Here is a 19932-nt window from a genome sequence, read left to right as displayed (position 1 = left end):
AGGGATTATGATTGATACTCCTGTGAAAATTCCTGGATATAGCATCAGCGAACAACTCTATAATGGCTCCCGCACACTGGTTTATCGCGCAGTCAGAGAAAGGGACTCAGTACCAGTAGTGATAAAACTACTGAAAAATCCTTATCCCAGCTTTAGCGAACTTTTATTATTTCGCAATCAATACACCATCGGCAAAAATCTCAACTCACCTCTAATTATTCAAACATATAGCCTCGAATCATTCCAAAATGGCTATATGTTAGTCATGGAAGACTTTGGGGGTATTTCCCTCAAGGATTATTTCAGTAAAAATCCGGGTGTCACATCTCTAGAAGAATTTTTAGTAATAGCGATCGCACTCTGCAACATTTTAGATTTACTCTATCATGAGCGCATTATTCATAAAGATATTAAACCTAGCAATATATTAATTAACCCCGACACTAAACAAGTTAAATTAATTGACTTTAGTATTGCATCGCTCTTACCACGAGAAACCCAAACCTTAGTCAATCCCAACGTATTAGAAGGAACACTTGCTTATATTTCTCCTGAACAAACCGGAAGAATGAATCGGGGGATTGACTATCGCACAGATTTTTATTCCTTGGGTGTGACTTTTTATGAATTACTCACAGGTGAGTTACCATTCCAGTCTCAAGATGCGATGGAATTGGTACATTGTCATATTGCCAAAACATCACCTTTAATCACAGAAAGCAATTCCCAAATTCCATCAGTACTTTCAGAAATTGTCAGCAAGTTGATGGCGAAAAATGCTGAAGATAGGTATCAGAGTGCATTGGGTTTGAAATTTGATTTAGAAAAATGTTTAATTCAGCTAAAAGAAACTGGTGAAATTCCAAGTTTTGAGATTGGACAAAAGGATGTGTGCGATCGCTTCATTATTCCCGATAAACTGTATGGTAGAGCCGCAGAAGTAAACACCCTACTAGAAGCATTTGATAGAGTCAGCCAGGGCGCAACAGAAATTATCCTGGTAGCTGGATTTTCTGGAATTGGTAAAACAGCAGTTGTTAACGAAGTACATAAACCAATTATCAGACAACGTGGCTATTTTATCAAAGGTAAATATGACCAATTTAATCGCAATATTCCCTTTAGTGCCTTTGTGCAATCTTTCCGAGATTTAATAGGGAAATTATTGAGCGAAAGCGATGTTCAAATTCAGCAATGGAAACATAAAATATTAGAGGCTGTTGGGGAAAATGGACAAGTAATTATTGAAGTGATTCCCGAATTAGAAAAAATTATTGGTCAACAACCACCAGCTACAGAACTATCAGGAACAGCAGCACAAAATCGCTTTAATCTATTATTTCAAAAATTTACCCAAGTCTTTACAAGCAAAGAACATCCCCTAGTGATGTTTTTAGATGATTTGCAATGGGCTGATTCTGCATCATTAAAGTTAATGCAGCTATTAATAGCCGATACTGGTCATCTTTTTATTATTGGTGCATATCGTGATAACGAAGTCAATCTTGGACATCCATTATTGATGACATTGAGTGAAATTCAAAAGACACAAGCCACAATTATCACAATTACCTTAGCACCATTAAGTAATGTGCAAGTAAATAAATTAGTGGCTGACACACTCAAATGTCCAGAAAATTTGGCATGGAATCTTTCTAGATTAATCGCTCAAAAAACTCAAGGGAATCCATTTTATATAACCCAATTTCTCAAAGTATTGCATCAAGATGGACTAATTCAATTAAATTTTGAATTGGGCTGTTGGCAATGCGATCTTTCCCAAGTAACAATGCAAGTGGTTACAGATGATGTTGTGGCTTTTATGAGTTTGCAATTACGTAAACTGCCACCATCAACACAAGATATATTGAAGTTAGCTGCTTGTATTGGCAATTCTTTTGATTTAACAACTTTGGCAATTGTTTCATCACAATCGGAAATCGAAACAGCAGCCTGTTTATGGAAAGCAATACAAGAAGGTTTGATTGTACCAATTGGTGATGTTTATAAGTTTTATGTCGGACAAGAAACTCAAACATCTACTTCAGAAAATCAACAAACTGTTAATTACAAATTTATACATGACCGAGTACAGCAAGCGGCTTATTCCCTGATTCCTGCTGACCAAAAACAAGCCACTCATCTACAAATTGGACGCTTACTCCAGCAACAATTGTTAGAGAATGAGCAAGAAGAAAGACTGTTTGATATTGTTGGGCATCTGAATCAAGGACTAGGACTAATCAGTCAAGCAGATGAGCGCCAAACCCTAGCCCAATTAAACTTTCAAGCAGGAATAAAAGCTAAAACTGCCACTGCTTATAACGCAGCCACCGGATATTTCCAAATTGCGATCGCTCTTTTAGAGTCCGACTGCTGGCAAACACAATATGAATTAGCCCTCAATTTGTATGTAGCAGCTGCCGAAGCCAGTTATTTAAGTGGTGACTTTGAGAGTATGGAACAACTTGCTGCACAGGTATTGCAGCAGGCACAGACGATTTTTGACAAAGTGAAGATTTTTGAAATTCAAATCGTAGCCCAGACAGCTCGTAGCCAGATGTTAGAAGCGATCGCCCTTGCCAGAGACGCACTAAGAGAATTTGGCATAGATTTACCCACACAAGCAGACGAAGCGAAGATTAGCAAAGCCTTACAAGACTTGCAAACTCAACTCAACGGTAGAGAAATTTTGTCACTCATCGACTTACCTATAATGAGTGAACCTAAAGCGATCGCAGCAATACAATTGTTAAGAATTTTATTTGCACCCGTATTAATTGGTAATCCGAGTTTATTACCCCTGTTGAGTGCAACAATGGTGCGTTTGTCGCTGCAATTTGGTAATAATTCCGCCTCAACCGTAGGATATGTAATTCATGGCATGATGTTATGTGCTTTTTTTAACGAAGTTGAAACTGGCTACAAATTTGGTTATTTAGCTATCTCGTTACAAGAAAAGGTGAACAATCAGGCAATGAAATGCCTTGTTTCCAGTATTTTTGGAGGTTTTATCCAACATCGTCAGCGATCGCTTTTAGCAACGCTATCGGTGATGAAAGAAAGCTACACAATTGGTATGGAAACTGGTGATTTTCTCTACGCAGGCTACAGTATCCAAGGTTATGCCTATATGTCACTGTTCGCTAATGTAGACTTAGATACTTTGTCCGCCGAATTATCTCCTTATAGTCTTGTTTTGAACCAAGTGAAACAAGATGCGGCTTGTATTTTAGTAAACTTAGTACGTCAAGTAGTGGAGAATTTACAACAAACAGTTACTCAACCTGATAGCTTAATTGGCACTTTTTACAATGAAACACTAATGCGGTCAAAGCATCAACAAGATAACGATCTCGTGCCTATCGCTTTTGGCTATATCTACAAATTGATGCTTGCTTACTTGTTTAGCAATTATCAGGCCGCCCTTGATTATATTCACCAAATCCAGCCCTATTTCATGGCAGCCGCTGGGGCATTGCATATTCCCATTTTCCACTTTTATGCTGCACTCACACATCTAGCACACTTGTCCAGTCAGTCGCCAACCGAATCAGCAGATATTCTGGTTCAGATGCAAAGCCATCAAACTATTCTGCATCAATGGGCGCAACAAGCAACCATGAATCATTTACATAAATGGTATCTAGTAGAGGCGGAACGTTATCGGGTTTTGGGTGAAAAAATCGCAGCAACAGAATTTTATGACAAAGCAATATCGGGAGCGAAAGCCAACGAATATCTCCAAGAAGAAGCACTAGCCAACGAACTCGCCGCCAAATTCTATCTTGATTGGGGCAAACAGCGTATAGCTCAAGAATATATGATTGAAGCCTATTATTGCTATGCACGTTGGGGTGGAAAAGCGAAAGTTGCCGACTTAGAAAAACGCTATCCTCAACTACTTGCACCCATATTACAGCAAACCCGCGCCGCCCTCTGTGTCAACGAAACCGTCTTTGCTTTGGGAACTGTCACATCCACCAGTTCTGCCACTTCCAGCACTAGTGTCTCAGATAGCCTAGATTTAAAAGCCATTCTCAAAGCTTGTCAAACTATCTCAAGTGAAATTGAACTGTCCAAACTGCTGGCATCGTTGCTTAAGATCGTCATTGAAAATGCCGGAGCTGATAAGTGTGTGTTAATGCTATTGCCAGAGGAGCGCCTGCTGATTAAAGGCTCCATGACTCTGGGAACAGAACCAGAGGTGTTGCAGACAATTCCTGTGGAGGAGAGTCAAGATGTTCCTCACAAGCTGATTTATAAAGTTTTGCACAACAAACAAACAACTGTGTTGCTGGATGCGACAGCAGATCCCACTTTAGCCAACGACCCATACATCATACATCAACAGCCCAAGAGTATCTTGTGTAGCCCGATTTTGCATCAAGGCAAGTTACTGGGTATTTTATATCTGGAAAATAATTTAGCAACGGGGGCATTTAGTGGCGAACGCGTCGAACTTCTCAACTTACTTTGCGCTCAAGCGGCAATTTCTTTAGAAAATGTCCGATTTTACGAACGTTCCTTAGAATCGCTGTCGGAGTTGAATGCAGCCCAGTCTCGCTTCCACAACTTAGTAGACAACGTGCCTGGGGTGGTTTGTCAATACCAGATGAGTGCTGATGGCATCCTCTCGTTAAACTACATCAGTGCCGACTGTTACAGCTTGTACGAAATTACCCCAGAACAAGCTGCTGCCGATCCCGATTTTCTCGACAAAATCATACATCCAGATGATGTGGCTTCTTACCTGCAAACTTACACTGACACCGTTCAAGCTCGATCTTCCTGGTGTTGGGAGGGGCGAATCGTCACTCCGTCAGGAATCGTCAAATGGCTTCACGGCGAATCTAGAGTTGAACAGCGCCCGGATGGCTCATTGGTTTGGGATGGATTGTTTTTAGATATTAGCGAACGGCAAGCCGCGCTGCGCGAACGCAAAGAGGCAGAACTAGCCTTACAACAAGCACAATTACAGATCGTACAAAGTGAGAAAATGTCTGCGTTGGGTAACTTAGTTGCTGGTGTCGCTCACGAAATGAATAATCCTTTGGGTTTTATTTCTGCCAGTATAAAACAAGCTAAACCAACATTTACTGATATTGTTGACCACTTAAAACTCTATCAAGAAACTTTCCCCGATAAGAACGAACAAATTCTTGACCATGAGTCAGAAATTGACTTGGAATATAGCATAGAAGACTTGCCTAAAATGCTCGATTCTATGACAATGGCTTGCGATAGATTAAAAAACATCAGCACTTCCCTACGTACTTTTTCCCGTGCTGACAGAGATTACAAAGTACCATTTAATATTCACGAAGGCATCGATAGTACAATTTTAATTCTCAAACATCGTCTCAAAGCCAACGAACAACGTCCGGCGATTGAGGTAATCACGAACTACGGTAATTTACCCCAAATAGAATGTTTTCCTGGTCAATTAAATCAGGTATTTATGAATATTTTGGCAAACGCCATTGACGCGTTAGAGGAATCGAATCACGGACGTAATTTTGAGGAAATTAAAGCTCATCCTAACTCTATTACAATTACCACATCAATAGTAGATAAATCCGTTAAAATCTCCATTGCTGATAATGGTAAAGGGATGAGTGCAGAGATACAACAAAAGATTTTTGACCATTTATTTACCACCAAGGAAGTCGGTAAAGGTACGGGCTTAGGATTAGCGATCGCCAAGCAAATTGTCGAAGAAAAACATGACGGTAAAATCACAGTCAATTCTGTTCTGGGTGAGAGGACAGAGTTTATGATGTCTCTTCCTATCTAAATTTGTTTATAAGCGCATTGTTGTGCGCTTGTAGTACAATACTTGCTTCTGCTTCAAGAATGTTTATTTTATACTATGTTCTTGATGTGGACAAAAGGTCACTTCAGAAGCTATAAATTTTAACAACTTTGTTTGATAAGGCATACTCCATTTTTTATCAGATCAGAGTCTTGGTAATACATAATATTACTGAAGTATTTTTATGAAAAACTATACATTTATATTAAGAGTATGTACGGACTAGTTAACAAAGCAATTCAAGACATGATTTGTGAACGCCACGGGGAGGAGATATGGGAAATTATTAAAAGCAAGGCAGGCTATGAAGATATAGACTTTTTTTATCGGTATGGATGGTTATCCCGATGAAGTCACCTATAGTTTAGTGGCAGCAGCTTGTGACGTATTGAATATGCCTGCACAGGACATTTTGCAAGCTTTTGGTGAATATTGGGTTAACTATACTGCCGAAGAAGGCTATGGGGATCTGTTAGATAGTGCTGGCAACTCTTTACCCCAATTTATCGAGAATCTGGATAACCTTCATGCCAGGGTAGGTTTGAGTTTCTCCCAACTGCGTCCGCCATCGTTTGAGTGTGAACATACCAGTGAACAATCATTGGATCTCCACTACCAATCAACTCGCCACGGATTAGCGCCAATGGTGATTGGTTTACTCCACGGATTAGGAAAACGCTTTCACACCACAGTAGATATTACCCAAACGAGTTTTCGTGATCAAGGAGATTCTCAAGATATCTTCACTATTAAATACACAGATTTTGACTCCGATGACCAAGAATGATGCGATCGGGTTAAGACAATTCAGCCTCAGTGCTGACCAATTTGCCGCATTGTTTCCCTTCCATCTAGTGATCGATCAACAGATGCAGATCATCCAAGTGGGTGGAGTGCTTGAGCGAATTCTCGCACCGATTCAGATCCTCAATAGTCCTTTAGAAGCACATTTTTGCATCAATCGTCCCAACTGTGCAGTTACCTTTGAAGCTATATGCCAACAAACGCGATCGCTGTTTCTTATGCGATCGCTCCACAAAGATATGCAGCTCAAGGGACAGATAGTATGTGGAGAAAATGGTGATCAATTAATATTTCTCGGCTCTCCTTGGATTACAGATATTACTAATCTCAAAAATCTAGAACTGAGTATTGATGATTTCCCTTTATATGACTCAGTTTCAGATTATCTATTTCTCTTGCAGGCGAAGAATTCCGCACTAACAGATGCTAAAAAACTCACCACAAAACTCACAGAACAACGTGCCGAATTAAGAGCCACAGCCTCCAGGTTAACAACACTAATTGAAAGTTTACAAATTGGGGTTTTGCTAGAAGATGAGAACCGATGTGTGATTCTGGTAAATCAAGAATTTTGCAATCTATTTGAGATTCCCGTACCTCCAGCAGCTTTACAGGGTATGGATTGTCGCCAAGCATCCGAATCCAGTAAAGAACTATTTGTTGAGCCAGAAAAATTTATCCGACGTGTAGATGAGATTTTGAACAAAGGAGAAATAGTTGTCAATCAAGAATGGCAACTACAAGATGGGCGAACTTTAGAACAAGATTATGCCCCCATTGTTGTTGATGGCAAATTTTATGGCCACCTATGGAAATATCGTGATATTACCCAGCGAAAACAATCAGAAAATGCCCTGAAATTAAGTGAAGAACGGTTAGCCTTGGCGCTGGATGCGGTAGAAGAAGGGCTTTGGGACTGGAATTTGGCCACTGGAGAAATTTATCTTAGCCCACGCTGGTATACAATGCTGGGTTATCGTCCATACGAATTAAAAGAAAATATTAAAGTTGTCGATAAATTAATCCATCCAGAAGACCAAAAGTTGATGCGACAAAAGCTGATAGCCCACATCAAAGGTTATACAGCTTTTTATGAGGCTGAAGTGCGTTTTCTCACTAAATCAGGAAAATGGAAATGGATTTTGGATCGGGGTAAGTTGGTTAACCGCGATTTTCAAGGCAAATTTCTGAGAATGGTGGGAACTCATACAGATATTACTGAACGCAAAAAAGCAGAAGAAGAACTACAACAACAGTACCAACGCGCTCTTTTACTGAAGCAAATTACAGAAAAAAATTCGCCAGTCTTTAAAACTAGAAAAAATTCTCCAAACAACAGTAACAGAAGTACAGCGCATTTTGCAGGCTGATCGCATTTTGATCTTCCAGATTAATCCTGATACTTCCGGGAAAGTTGTACAGGAGTCCGTAATTGCGGGATGGTCATCTACCTTAGAACAGGATATTTACGATCCTTGTTTTCATAAATATATAGACTTATATCGTCAAGGACGAATTAGTGTCATTTCCAATATAGAGGAATCAGAGTTAAGTCCTTGCCATATAAAATTTCTACAACAGCTTCAAGTTAAAGCTAATTTGGTTGTCCCGATTTTGGTGCGGGAAGATTTATGGGGTTTATTGATTGCTCATCAGTGCGATCGCCCTAGACAATGGACAGAATTAGAATTGGATCTCCTCAAACACCTAGCCGATCAAATGGGTATTGCTCTCACCCAAGCTCAATTACTACAGCAGGAAACCCACCAAGCGAATCTATTAACACAGCAAAACAAAGAACTCAGTCTTGCCAAACAATCAGCAGAAGCGGCCAATCTGGCCAAGAGTAATTTCCTCGCCACCATGAGCCATGAAATTCGCACACCCATGAATGCGATCATTGGAATGACGGGATTACTTTTGGATACTCCTCTCAAACCTGAGCAAATTGACTATGTAGAAACTATCCGTAACAGTGGCGATGCTTTATTAACAATCATCAACGACATTCTTGACTTTTCTAAAATCGAGTCTGGCAATTTAGAGTTAGAAGACCAACCTTTTGACTTGCAAGTTTGTGTAGAAGAAGCCCTGGATTTACTGGCTCCCCAAGCAGCCCTCAAAGGTATCGAACTTTTATATCAATTCCAACCCCAGACACCGACTTTAATTATTGGTGATATTACCCGCGTACGTCAGATTCTCTGGAATTTAGTCAGCAATGCAGTGAAATTCACCAATGTGGGAGAAGTAGTTGTCACTATCACCATGCAGCCAGTCCAGCAACCAGAAGCCACAACTGCTGATTATATGTATTACGAATTTTTTGTTTACGGTGAGTGATACCGGAATAGGCATTCCGCGCGATCGCTTAGATCGGTTGTTTAAGCCCTTTAGTCAGGTTGATGCTTCCATGACGCGACGTTATGGTGGTACAGGCTTAGGATTAGCCATTAGTAAGTGCCTAAGCGAAATTATGGGGGGCAGAATGTGGGTAGAAAGTGAAATAAGTCAAGGATCAACTTTCAATTTCACACTCACACTGCAAGTTGATCCTTCAGTAATTGATAATTCATATAGTATTTATCCAGAGTTGCTAGGCAAGCGATTACTGCTGATCACAGATCATACCAATTTACAGAAATGTTTAACCTGGCAACTTCAGAGCTTGGGAGTTGATGTCCGAACAATCGAATTCAAGGCTGTTCAGCAGTGTTTAGAATTACAGCCTACCTTTGACTTAGCTATCTTAGATGTCGATAGCCCTCATCTAGATATCCTAAAATTAACAACGCAAATTCGCGCCATACCCCAACAGCAAAGTTTGCCTTTGATCATGTTGAGTTATAAAGGCAAGCAAACTTTAGCGGTGAAGCAAATAGCAGCTGAATTTACTGCCTTTTTGCATAAGCCTGTGCGACAGTACCAATTACAAAATACGCTCTTACAAATTGTGCGTGGTAGTTGGTCTACCCGCCGCGTCGATCATCAAATTATCATTCCTTCCTATTCCCGCTTACCTGCGCCACATTTACCAACTATTGATAACCAACTTGCCCAAAGTTTACCACTCAAAATTCTCTTAGTGGAAGATGTGTTAGTGAATCAGAAAATCGCGCTGAAAATACTGAATCGGTTAGGTTTTCGGGCTGATGTGGCCAATAATGGTCGTGAAGCTCTAGAAGCTTTACAACGGCAACTCTATGATGTTGTATTTATGGATATCCAAATGCCAGAAATGGATGGCTGGGAAGCTACAATGCGGATTCGTCAGGAATTCTCCCCGCAAGTCCAACCCTGGATAATTGCCATGACTGCCCATGCTCGCCCAGAAGACCGTCAGGAGTGCTTAAGAGTCGGGATGAACGATTATATCAGTAAGCCAATTCGTCTAGAGGCGCTAGAAGCAGTTTTGAAACAGTTGAATATTCAACAATATCAAGATTCTCTACCACCTCAGCCAATAGCAGCCACTAAGTATGTTTTACCTTTTCTAGCTTCCGATGCTGATGTTGCAGCAGCCATTGACCCCAGTTTTTTAGAAGAGCTAAAAAATATGGCAGGTAGTGATGGTGAGCATTTAGTCTCGGAACTGATTCAAGTTTACTTAGAAGATACTCCAATGAGAATAGAAATGATTCAAACAGCCATTGCCGTGGGAGACAGAATCAAGTTACAAAAAGCGGCTCATGCTTTGCGCTCTCCTAGTGTGAGTATTGGTGCTGTTAACTTAGGAGATATCTGCGAAACTTTAGAAAATTCTGCCCCCCACCAATCATTAGAGTCCCTTGCTCTCCTGATTAATCAATTAGAAAGTGAATATAACAAGGTCATTACAGCTTTACAAAATATCTCTGCATTTGCACATTAAACAAATTATTTCACTCATAAATATACTTATCGGCTAGAAAATATGTCTGACAATGCAAATTCTTCTGTAAAAATTTTAGTGATTGATGATGACCGTCTGATTCAAATACTTTTAAAACAAGCTCTGCAAAGTCAAGGATATGAAGTAATTCTGGCATCAAGTGGCATACAAGGATTAGAACAAGCTCATAAACACCATCCAGCATTGATTATTTCAGATTGGCAAATGGATGAAATGGATGGCTTAGAACTATGTCGTAAAATCAAATCTGAACCCTACCTATCATCAATTTTCTTTATTTTGCTCACCTCCCATAAAGCGGTGGAAGACCGAGTAGAGGGTTTGGATACAGGTGCAGATGATTTTTTGAGTAAACCCATTGATGTCCATGATTTAAAAGCTCGTGTGCGAGCCGGAATCAGTTTATATCAGGCCAAGCAAGAACTCAAAATTACTGAATATAGCAGTGGTCAGAGTTGTTAAGCTACCATGCAAGCCGCGTATATCCACTAGTGTGATAAGGCAAAAATCTGTACTCTTCGTTGAGTTGATGAATAGTTTCGCTATGATTTGAGTCAGAATGTTTGTTTTCTGGCTTGAGTCGCAGAGATAACCCCAATGCTGCTTCTAGATGATTGAGTAAACGAGTAATAGTATCCGGCTTGCTAATTCGATAGTAAACAACTCTGTTTTTCTGTATTTCTTGCAATACAGGTACATCGCTCACTAAAGGTACATCCAAACTTTCGCCGTCGTTGGTGATTAGGACTATCGCCGCGCGTTGATAAAGCTCTACTAAATCTTGGTGTTCTAATTGTGAGAACAACCGAATACCATAACGAATGCCTAATCGCTCGATTCGCGCCTGCATTTCTGGTTCCCATTCTGGGCCGACTCTCACTAATAATAATTCTGGGTGATAATATCTGAGACGAGCATAGGTTTCTAAGAGAATATCTAACTGTTTGCGGGGCAGATTTTCACTGATATTTAATACAAAAGGCCGATCGCCTATTTGTTGCTGAATAGTCTGGTGAGTCTGAAATTCAGGATTTAGGTGATTCATAAAATTATCGTTCGCGGAATAGATTGTCCAAATGGTTTGCTGTGGCGATCGCATTGTTCTACTTCTTTGCACTCGCGGCGGAAATATCACAAGTAATTTGCCGGAAATGATATGACTGGTAGATGCTTGATATCTGATTCGCTAAGTCTCAGTGTGAGGGTTAAATTCCTACACTTGTTGATACACCTGATTTTACCTGAGCGTTGCATAAACCCTAACTCCTTCAAGCAACTAGTAGCTAACTTGAGGATAAGTTCAGGTAGGCAAAACGAATGTATTTTTTTTTATAAACCATTTTTGAATATTTGTCTAATATTTTTTTGTATATTTTTTTTTCTAGTATTTCTCTTCTACGGAGATGAAAAAAGTAGAATTACATAGCTTTATGGCTCAAACAAAAGCTATAGACGTTATATTTATTAACCAAAAACCAGAAGCTTTTTATACATGACTTAAATACCTATCCTGATAATATAGTTAGCTTGAATAAAAAAGAAGTATAGATTTTGACTGATAAGCTTTGGTATAAAGTTTTGAATGCCAGGAATAGTAACACTTTTCCTCCTACCTTGAAAGTGCTGAGTCACCGAAGTTGGCAAGGGTGAGGGGAACCCGCGCACGCAACTTCTCGCTGAGTGCTGGGTAAAAATACTAGTGCCACTTTCATGGTTGGCTATGAAATAAGTTTTATTGAGACTGCCTTCTGCCTTTTGCCTCCTGCCTTTTAGAATACCCTAAAAGAAATATGGCTATTGCTAGATGTGGTTCTCTGCCAAAACGCTATAGGCTACAACTGTTGAGCAGAGAGATTCGCTTGTGGATGTCCTAGTAAAACGATCGCAAACACTTAAGCAAACCTTGGTTGATTTTGTCCTAGATGCTGAAGGTGAACTGGCACAAGCTTTAGAGGTTTATGCAGCCGCACAGTCGCATCGGGGAAATGGCGATAATACGCAACAAGATTTAATTATTGATCGGTTTATTACAGAAGGGAAAGTTGGTAAGCATTCACCTATAGAGTTATTTATTGCCAGTAATGCAGATTTAACTGATGGCGATCGCAACTTACTCAATAGTTGGCATCGTAGTTTTATTGGCTTATTTACCATCACCCAAATTTTACCTGATGGTTTGGAACTGATGAACTGGCTGACGGCTAAACATTACACAGTCCTGACAGCAAAAAATTATATTGTCAAGTCTAACGGTACTGAAAAACAACAAGGCGTATCTCGTTTCCAAATAGGAGATATTTTACTTACCCGCATTTCTCCTTTAACTGAAAATGAGTGGATATTTTCTGGGCCTCACACTTTTATGGGTAAACTTGGTAAGCCAAAACTTGCTGTCGCCATCGGTAATTTTAAAGATAATTATAAAAGTCATCTTTACAGCGATGCTCCCGACTTGCTAGAAGAAGCATGGCACTCAGTCGAGCAGTATCATCAGCAGTTTGTTGATTTTTTTGGTAGTGATGAAGTTACTTTACCCGGATATCAATTAAATAAAAAAATAGTTGAATTCCAGGAAATTATCAGTGAGCAATATCTCAAAGCTGCTGGATTAGATACCTCTAAATCTTTAGATGAAGTAGCAGCAGAAGCAGGCATTAGCCAAGATGAAATCGCCGCAGCAGCAAAGGAAGTTGGTGTGGACTCTAATGTAGTTTCGCAAATGCTGAATGGTAAAAACGGCAAACAAAAAATGGTTGCACCAAAGGTTGATTTACCTGCTGAGTTGCGAAAAGCCGAACAAGTCACAGCCATTTCTCATCCACGTTGGGGTTTGATATTTTTACCAACATACACTAAGTTTAAAACCATTTTATTAGCTGATGATTGGCGCAAAATTGAAGGCGCAGAAAAATTAATGCGTTATTATCTAGAAGATAAAAGTATCAATGCTTATATTTGGCATCGTTTAGCACAACAATACCCGAATCAATTAGAAAAAAGTCTTGCAAGATTTTTTTGCAGCGTCCAGATTTTAACTTAAGTAATGACTTAGATGAACTCTTGCAAGAGAATGGTAAACTTATAGAGCCAGAATTACCAGAAATTGCCAGTGTGCCTTTACATTTGCATAACTTATTTCAAGAAGCACTGGCAGAAGTTAATAAATCTAAACCCAAAGCTAAGGGACAAAAACAAACAGCCAAAGGTTTTCAACGAGGTTAAGTAGAGACGTTGTATACAAAGTCTCTAGCTGGGATGGTAGTAGGGACTAGGAGTAGAAATATTATTTGTGAAAATCTGAAAGCAACTTAGTATAAGATTAATTGCATTTCAAATCCAGGTAATACATCTTCTCCAGAAAGAATTGTCGGTATTTGTATTACTTCGACAGCTTTTCCTTGTCGATAAATTTCCACTGTGGCATCTTGATAATTAATCAGCCATCCTAAGCGCAAACCATTTTCTATATATTCTTGCATTTTCTCTTGCAGAGATTTGAGCTGATCTGTTTCGGAACATAGTTCAATAGCAAAATCTGGTACAAGTGGCGGGAATTTTTTACGCTGTTCTGGTGTTAAAGCTTCCCACCTTGCCAATTTTACCCAAGCCGCATCAGGAGAACGTTTTGCGCCATTCGGTAATATAAAGATAGTTGAAGAACTAAAAACTTTGCCTAATTTAGCCTGACGATTCCAGATTTCTAAATCAGTTATTAATCCAGCTTCTTGATTTCCGCTTTCTCCTCCGACTGGTGGCACAATAATCAACTCTCCTACTGCATTCATTTCCAGGCTGAGATCACGGTTGGCAAGACACAATTGATAGAATTGTTCATCACTTAAATGTGCTATCGATTCTAAATTGAGAACCACAGTATTCATTTAGCTTTTCCTCGTGCCTTTTTTGCTAACTGGTAGCGAGTGAGTTGAGTGGAGCGATCGCAAAAACTTAATATTACTATATAAGTATAGCTTTGCTAAGTCTGAGGATAAATTCACTTCACGCTCCAGATGCAGAAAAACCGTAAAATTTAAGTTTGATATTGTATAACTTGATATAAGTTTTCAGGGTTAGAATATGGCAAGCTTAAATCGCATTCTATTTACTCAGGATACAATTCTTAAACAAGAACCAGTGCAATCCAGTCAATTGCCAAGTACGAAACAACAAAATATTCCAGTTGGGACTTTACTAGTGTTGAAGTCTTACGAAATCCCGGCTGCTCATTCTGAATACTATAAATTATCTTTAGAAGATATTCAATTTAAAGGTTTTAGTAGTAACTGGTATGCCTTTGGGAAACACGCCAAAATTATTCCAGATGAAATTACAACTGTGACAAATATTCAAGCTATCGCTACTAAACAACAAGCCAAGAATACAGTAAATATAACTGTAGATCGCCAGTCTGTCGGCAATCAACAAGGTTTTCTCAAATTAGTGTTTAACGCAGATACCATCATTAAGCGTCAACCTGTAGATTCTAAAGTACTGAATGATCAATCCAAACAGGTAATTCCAGGCGGTACAGAATTAATTTTATTAACAGACAAACCAGACAACAATAATATTGTGAAATTTACCCTCCAGGATAATCATCTCAAATTTAATTTGAAGGATATTGAGTTTAAAGGTTTCTCGAAAGATTGGTTTGTCTTTACACAGCACGTTGATATTCAACGTGTTGATTAAAAAATTGTAGAGACTGAATTTGTTGCTGATTGATGTAATATCATCAGGACTTACGCACCAAAATTTTCTGTAGAGATTGGGTTTAGGGGTGAAAGGGTTTTTGATACATACTCCGCAGTATATAATCCCTACTCCCCACTCCCACCCCAGGTTACTTGCAACTTGGTATTAATTATTGATCTTTTTAATATCGCCATAGACGCGATAAAAGCCGCCTCTGGCTGACTCGCGGATTTCTTGGACGAGATAGCGATCGCCTGCTTGGCGAATATCTTTAGGAAACTGCACATTCCAGTTAGAATTGTAGCCTGGGGAAATAACTCTGACGCGCAGTTTACTGCCATCTTGAAAACACTCGACAATTACCCCATTACTTGTATCTGTGGTAGTTTCCAGAACAGCCGAAGGAGTGACTCCCTCAGTTTTTGGTGCTTTAATCACATTTGCTTCGGGAATTGTACCAGCTTGAGCAGAGGCGATCGCATTTTCACTAGCATCAATACAAGCTAAACTTCCATCGGTAGTGACAATATAAATTCGAGATTCGTAAAACTGCATAGATAAAGCAGAACCACAACCAGTCCCCAACTTCCACAGTCTTTCCCCGGCTTGGTTAAAGCAGTAAATCGAAGAATTATCGTCACCAGCAAACACATATTTACCATTTTGGGCTGTAGCGCAAGAATAAACCGAGGAATCACACTGATATATTGTTAGTGGTTGACCTTGCTTACTAAAACTATAAATTTTGCGATCGCTTGCACCTGCGTAAACTGTCGACGCTTCTTGCCAACCAAATAATACACTCCCGGCAGTTTTTTGATACCACAACATTCGACCTTCTTGGTTATCGTACATAGTCACCCCTTGACTATGACCGTGATAAATTCCCACTTCATCACAGCGAACCATCCAACCAGAACTACCTTGACTCAACCGCGTCCATTGTGATTCATCATCATGATCTATAGTTGTCACACCACCGTTGGCATCAGAGACAGCTAATAAACCATCTTTAATATCAAGCCAGAAAATATCAACATTTTCATCAATTTTGTAAGCAACACGGGGTAACTTCCCAGTTAAATCGTAGACATTACCATCATCACAGCCAGCGTAAATCCAGATATCATCAGCAACTAAACATTTCACCCCATCAGGTAGCTTAAACTGATTGCTCACTTTCCCTTCATGGTTCAAAGCAAAAACTTGACCAGCTTGATTACCCAGCCAGCAACGGTTAGCATCAATAAAAATCCCAAAAGCCGCAGAATTAGCCGCAAACTTCCACAAAATTGGCGCTTGTTTTGCTGTCGAAGCAGTACTACTCACTTGGCGGCGAGTTACAGAACGCTTTTGACGCACACCCATCACAGATTTTTCATAGCCTTTTTTCAGCTTTTCGTTAATTTTTTTCGCCGCTTCTGCTTTTGCTTTTTCTGATGTCGGGTAGGTTTTTGTTTGGGTTTGTCCTGTGTCACCAATACGACCGTAGCGGATGCTTACTTGAGTATCTTCAACAATCACCTCATAAAACTTGTGAGAACTTCCACTATCTTCTGATAACTCTAGGTAGGTTATTTCCTTAGCCATGACATTTTCTCGTGAGAACTGAATGTAAGCGTAACCCAACAAAATCATAAAAAATGTTGGGTTTTACTGCGTTACACCCAACCTACCTGGAATGTACTGACGATTTGCTTGATAAATTGTCTCTGAGATTGATCATGCACTCAGTACTTAGAGAACTTTTGCCAAGCTGCTCAATCTTTCATAAACTGGAATGAGGCGATCGCCTTCTATTTCCACAGTCTGATCTGGATAATGACGAATTGCGCCTAACAGAGTAATTTCTCCATCTTCTTGAATAGATTTATTCAAAGATGTTTCTAACGCCTGTGCATCTAAATCTTCCCCTGGCGGATGCACCACATCACCAACTTGAGCTAGTAAAATCGGACCTGTCCAGCCAGACAGCAAGCTATTTAAATAAGCAGGTTCAGCTTTAATACCTGCGACTAAAGCCTTACGCGCTACATCTGGGTCTTGTTTAGCCGCTTGTAAATAATTGCTAATTGTTGGGGTAGTCTTACCTGTTTGCACAAACTGATTCAATTCTGCAACCGAAACAGGCCCTTGAAAACTCCCATACTTTAAAATCACTTGTTCAGCAGCGTTAGCACTAGCACTGAACAACAAAACACCAGCACCAACTCCTAAAGCCAATGTCTGACTTAATAATTTGCTAAACTTCCACCTGGTTAATTGATTCCAAACTTGAAAACTCTGCATTTAATGTAACTTCCTAGTACTGTAGAGCGTACAAAAGTCTAAAATATCTAAGCTTTATGATCACGACAACATATTAACTAGGTTATCTAATATAGATTCAGTTTGGGGAATCTACTGAGGTATGACCAACGATAGAAATTAAACTTTCAACATACAGCAGTTTGCACATTCATGAAACGCTGTATAGATGTGATATTTCAATACCACTTCAGTTAAGCATTTCTCTCTTCTTTCTGCGTTCTCTGTGCCTCTGTGGTTCGTGAATAACATTTAAGATACGCTGTCAGTAGATTAACCATAGCTTACGAGTGAGGCTCACCTAGTAATACAATCGAGCATTTCAACTCTCTCAAGATTTGGGTCGTTACTTGACTTACACCTAAACCACCGGCTGTGCGATAACGCACAGAACGCAACACTGCTAAATCAAAAGCTTGAGCTTCTCGAATAATTACTCTAGCGACATCATCACCTTTAACTGTTTGGATGTTAGTTTTCACCTGTAACTGACTTTTTGTCGTAATTTCCAACAATTGGGATGTAAATTTTTCTACTAAAGCTGGGGGAGTTTTGCGATCGCTCACATGCAACAATACCACTTCTGCCTGATTTACATCAGCTAAAATTTGCGCGAACCTAACAGCACCGATAGTTTGTCGCGTCAAATCACCAACAGGTACCAAAATTCTTTGAATACTGGTTGGACTACTCAACAAACGTGTCACCGCTACCGGACAATGTGAAGACCAAAACACACTATCAATCACACTTCCAAACAAACGAGCGCGAAAACCTGTAGTCTGTGACCAACCCATCACCACTAAATTCGCATTACGTTCTCGACTTGCACGACTAATTCCCAAAGCCGCATCATCATCAATCCGAATTGCTGGCGACACTTCCACATCAAATTCTTGACTAATTTCTTGTGCCAACTTCAATCTTTTTTGACTTTGATCAAGCGCCATCACCAATTGCGGATCATCCATTTGAATCAAAGCTTTAGTAATCGCTAATGGGACAATTCTCCCCCCTTCATGACGCGCCAATAATGCCGCCATTTCTATTAAATAACGCTGGGTTTGAGGATTGTAAATCGGCACTACTACAGTGAATTGATGTTGTTGTTCTTCTACCTCAGTTTCATGACTTTCCCACCAAGTTGCCAGACTATCTGTTCCCAAATCTGCATCACTAACTTGTAAAGCAGTAGCAGACCTCGCTGTAATTACAGGCCCTAAAATAGCAGTCACCAGCATCAAAACAATCACACTGTTTAAAACCCCTTCACTGATTAACCTTTCGCCAGTCGGGTTAACAGTCTGATAAGCCACTAATGCCGCCGCTAGTGTAGCTGCTACCTGCGGTAGAGATAACGACCACATTGTGAGCATTTCTGCGGTGTTATAGCGGTAAAATAATTTTGCTAAAAATGCTGCAATAAATTTACTGCCAATTAAAGCTATAACGATAACCGCAGCCAACCAAATTGAACTCAGAGTCTTGAGAAACGCCGGGATATCAATCAGTAACCCCATATCCACAAAGAAACATGGGATAAATAAAACACTTCCAATAAACTCAACTTTCTCTTTAACTGGGCTACGTCCTAAAACATCATTAACAGCTAAACCTGCTAAAAATGCCCCAACAATTTTCTCAACCCCAATAACTTGTGCTCCCACAGAAGCCAAAAATAATGCTAGTAAAATAAACAAAAACTGATTGCTTTGTTCATCTCCCGAACGCCGAAAAAATTCCTTACCAGCCCAGTCAAAGCCAAACAAAACCACAACCGAATAAATTGCCAATCCACCCAAGAGTGTGGCTAAACTCAAGGCTGTAAATTCTCCACCATGAATTCCCACACAAATTGCTAATACCAACAAAGCACCTGTGTCAGTAAAAATCGTTGCACCAATTGTTACAGTCACAGCTTCATTTGTAACCACGCCCAAACGACTAACAATTGGATAAGCCAATAAAGTATGGGATGCCAGTAAAGAACCAATCAGAAAAGAAGAATTCCAACCAAAGTTAAATAACCGCCCAACCAAAATACCAGCTATTAACGGCACTAAAAAAGTCAGAGTTCCAAATCCAATAGAACGATTTTTAGTTTTGCGAAACTGCTCTAAGTCAATTTCTAAACCTGCGACAAACATCAAATAAATTTTGCCAATATCTGATAGTAGTTTGATGGTATCTGATTCAGAATTGAGTAACTTTAAACCATTTTCTCCTAAAATTACACCAGCTACTAGCAAACCCACTAATCCAGGCAATCGTAATTTTTCAAATATTGGTGGTACAGTAAAAATTACTGTGAGCAGAATAGTAAATGCAATAATTGGGCTTTCTACTAAAGATTGGATTGCCATTGGTAAATTAAATATTTCTGGGGAAGTTGTATCTGCTGAATGTGTTTAGCTCAGTA

At 39.6% G+C, this 19932-nt stretch carries 11 protein-coding genes and 2 pseudogenes; 8 read left to right on the top strand and 5 right to left on the bottom strand.

The window, feature by feature from the left end; genetic code table 11:
* Positions 1-7: 7 nt before the first annotated feature.
* From ACX27_RS23450 to ACX27_RS23435, 6 genes and pseudogenes are all read left to right on the top strand, one after another.
* Positions 8-5797: a trifunctional serine/threonine-protein kinase/ATP-binding protein/sensor histidine kinase gene (locus ACX27_RS23450; RefSeq protein ID WP_062295952.1), complete on the top strand. Its 5790-nt coding sequence runs from the start codon at positions 8-10 to the stop codon at positions 5795-5797.
* A 231-nt stretch (positions 5798-6028) separates the two neighbouring features.
* Positions 6029-6602 (top strand): annotated as a pseudogene (locus ACX27_RS23445) (heme NO-binding domain-containing protein).
* Positions 6589-7989 carry a PAS domain-containing protein gene (locus tag ACX27_RS34270; RefSeq protein WP_235526335.1) on the top strand — a complete coding sequence of 467 codons (1401 nt, stop codon included), beginning with the start codon at positions 6589-6591 and terminating at the stop codon, positions 7987-7989. Before ACX27_RS23445 ends, ACX27_RS34270 begins: the two are co-directional and overlap by 14 nt.
* A complete protein-coding gene (locus tag ACX27_RS34265; RefSeq protein WP_235526334.1) occupies positions 7979-8962 on the top strand; it encodes a GAF domain-containing protein in 984 nt (327 codons plus the stop codon). Before ACX27_RS34270 ends, ACX27_RS34265 begins: the two co-directional genes overlap by 11 nt.
* Positions 8955-10490: a response regulator gene (locus ACX27_RS34260; RefSeq protein WP_235526333.1), complete on the top strand. Its 1536-nt coding sequence runs from the start codon at positions 8955-8957 to the stop codon at positions 10488-10490. The genes ACX27_RS34265 and ACX27_RS34260 overlap by 8 nt, the downstream gene beginning before the upstream one ends.
* Before the next feature lie 42 nt (positions 10491-10532).
* Positions 10533-10973: a response regulator gene (locus ACX27_RS23435; protein ID WP_062295951.1), complete on the top strand. Its 441-nt coding sequence runs from the start codon at positions 10533-10535 to the stop codon at positions 10971-10973.
* A gap of 1 nt (position 10974) precedes the next feature.
* Here ACX27_RS23435 and ACX27_RS23430 read toward each other — a convergent pair whose 3' ends face one another.
* Complete coding sequence (locus ACX27_RS23430; RefSeq protein ID WP_200929851.1) at positions 10975-11646, bottom strand: glycosyltransferase; 672 nt, start codon at positions 11644-11646, stop codon at positions 10975-10977.
* A 726-nt stretch (positions 11647-12372) separates the two neighbouring features.
* On the opposite strand from ACX27_RS23430, the pseudogene ACX27_RS23425 reads away from it, so the two are divergent.
* Positions 12373-13733 (top strand): annotated as a pseudogene (locus ACX27_RS23425) (hypothetical protein).
* 86 nt (positions 13734-13819) lie between these two features.
* On the opposite strand, the gene ACX27_RS23420 reads toward ACX27_RS23425, so the two are convergent.
* A complete protein-coding gene (locus ACX27_RS23420) occupies positions 13820-14392 on the bottom strand; it encodes a Uma2 family endonuclease (RefSeq protein ID WP_062295946.1) in 573 nt (190 codons plus the stop codon).
* Positions 14393-14588: 196 nt separating this feature from the next.
* Here ACX27_RS23420 and ACX27_RS23415 point away from each other — a divergent pair, with 196 nt between their 5' ends.
* Entirely contained in the window at positions 14589-15203 is a 615-nt protein-coding gene (locus ACX27_RS23415) for a hypothetical protein (protein WP_062295944.1), read from the top strand.
* A gap of 168 nt (positions 15204-15371) precedes the next feature.
* Here the strand turns inward: ACX27_RS23415 and ACX27_RS23410 are convergent, their stop codons facing one another.
* From ACX27_RS23410 to ACX27_RS23400, 3 genes are all read right to left on the bottom strand, one after another.
* On the bottom strand, positions 15372-16796 hold the full coding sequence (locus ACX27_RS23410; protein ID WP_062298523.1) for a WGR domain-containing protein: 1425 nt from the start codon (positions 16794-16796) through the stop codon (positions 15372-15374).
* A gap of 147 nt (positions 16797-16943) precedes the next feature.
* A complete protein-coding gene (locus ACX27_RS23405; protein WP_062295941.1) occupies positions 16944-17495 on the bottom strand; it encodes an alpha/beta hydrolase in 552 nt (183 codons plus the stop codon).
* A 302-nt stretch (positions 17496-17797) separates the two neighbouring features.
* Positions 17798-19876: a cation:proton antiporter domain-containing protein gene (locus ACX27_RS23400; protein WP_062295939.1), complete on the bottom strand. Its 2079-nt coding sequence runs from the start codon at positions 19874-19876 to the stop codon at positions 17798-17800.
* Positions 19877-19932 lie beyond the last annotated feature (56 nt).

Source organism: Nostoc piscinale CENA21, assembly GCF_001298445.1.
GTDB lineage: Bacteria > Cyanobacteriota > Cyanobacteriia > Cyanobacteriales > Nostocaceae > Nostoc_B > Nostoc_B piscinale_A.
The sequence above is the reverse complement of the archived record's forward strand: the minus strand, read 5'-3'. Positions and strand labels throughout refer to the sequence as shown.

Bases quoted from the DNA above. Each gene is read 5' to 3' on its own strand.
- ACX27_RS23435 (WP_062295951.1), top strand. From the start codon at position 10,533: ATGTCTGACAATGCAAATTCTTCTGTAAAAATTTTAGTGATTGATGAT.
- ACX27_RS23410 (WP_062298523.1), bottom strand. From the start codon at position 16,796: ATGGCTAAGGAAATAACCTACCTAGAGTTATCAGAAGATAGTGGAAGT.
- ACX27_RS23415 (WP_062295944.1), top strand. From the start codon at position 14,589: ATGGCAAGCTTAAATCGCATTCTATTTACTCAGGATACAATTCTTAAA.
- ACX27_RS23400 (WP_062295939.1), bottom strand. From the start codon at position 19,876: ATGGCAATCCAATCTTTAGTAGAAAGCCCAATTATTGCATTTACTATT.
- ACX27_RS23405 (WP_062295941.1), bottom strand. From the start codon at position 17,495: ATGCAGAGTTTTCAAGTTTGGAATCAATTAACCAGGTGGAAGTTTAGC.
- ACX27_RS23450 (WP_062295952.1), top strand. From the start codon at position 8: ATGATTGATACTCCTGTGAAAATTCCTGGATATAGCATCAGCGAACAA.
- ACX27_RS34270 (WP_235526335.1), top strand. From the start codon at position 6,589: ATGACCAAGAATGATGCGATCGGGTTAAGACAATTCAGCCTCAGTGCT.
- ACX27_RS23420 (WP_062295946.1), bottom strand. From the start codon at position 14,392: ATGAATACTGTGGTTCTCAATTTAGAATCGATAGCACATTTAAGTGAT.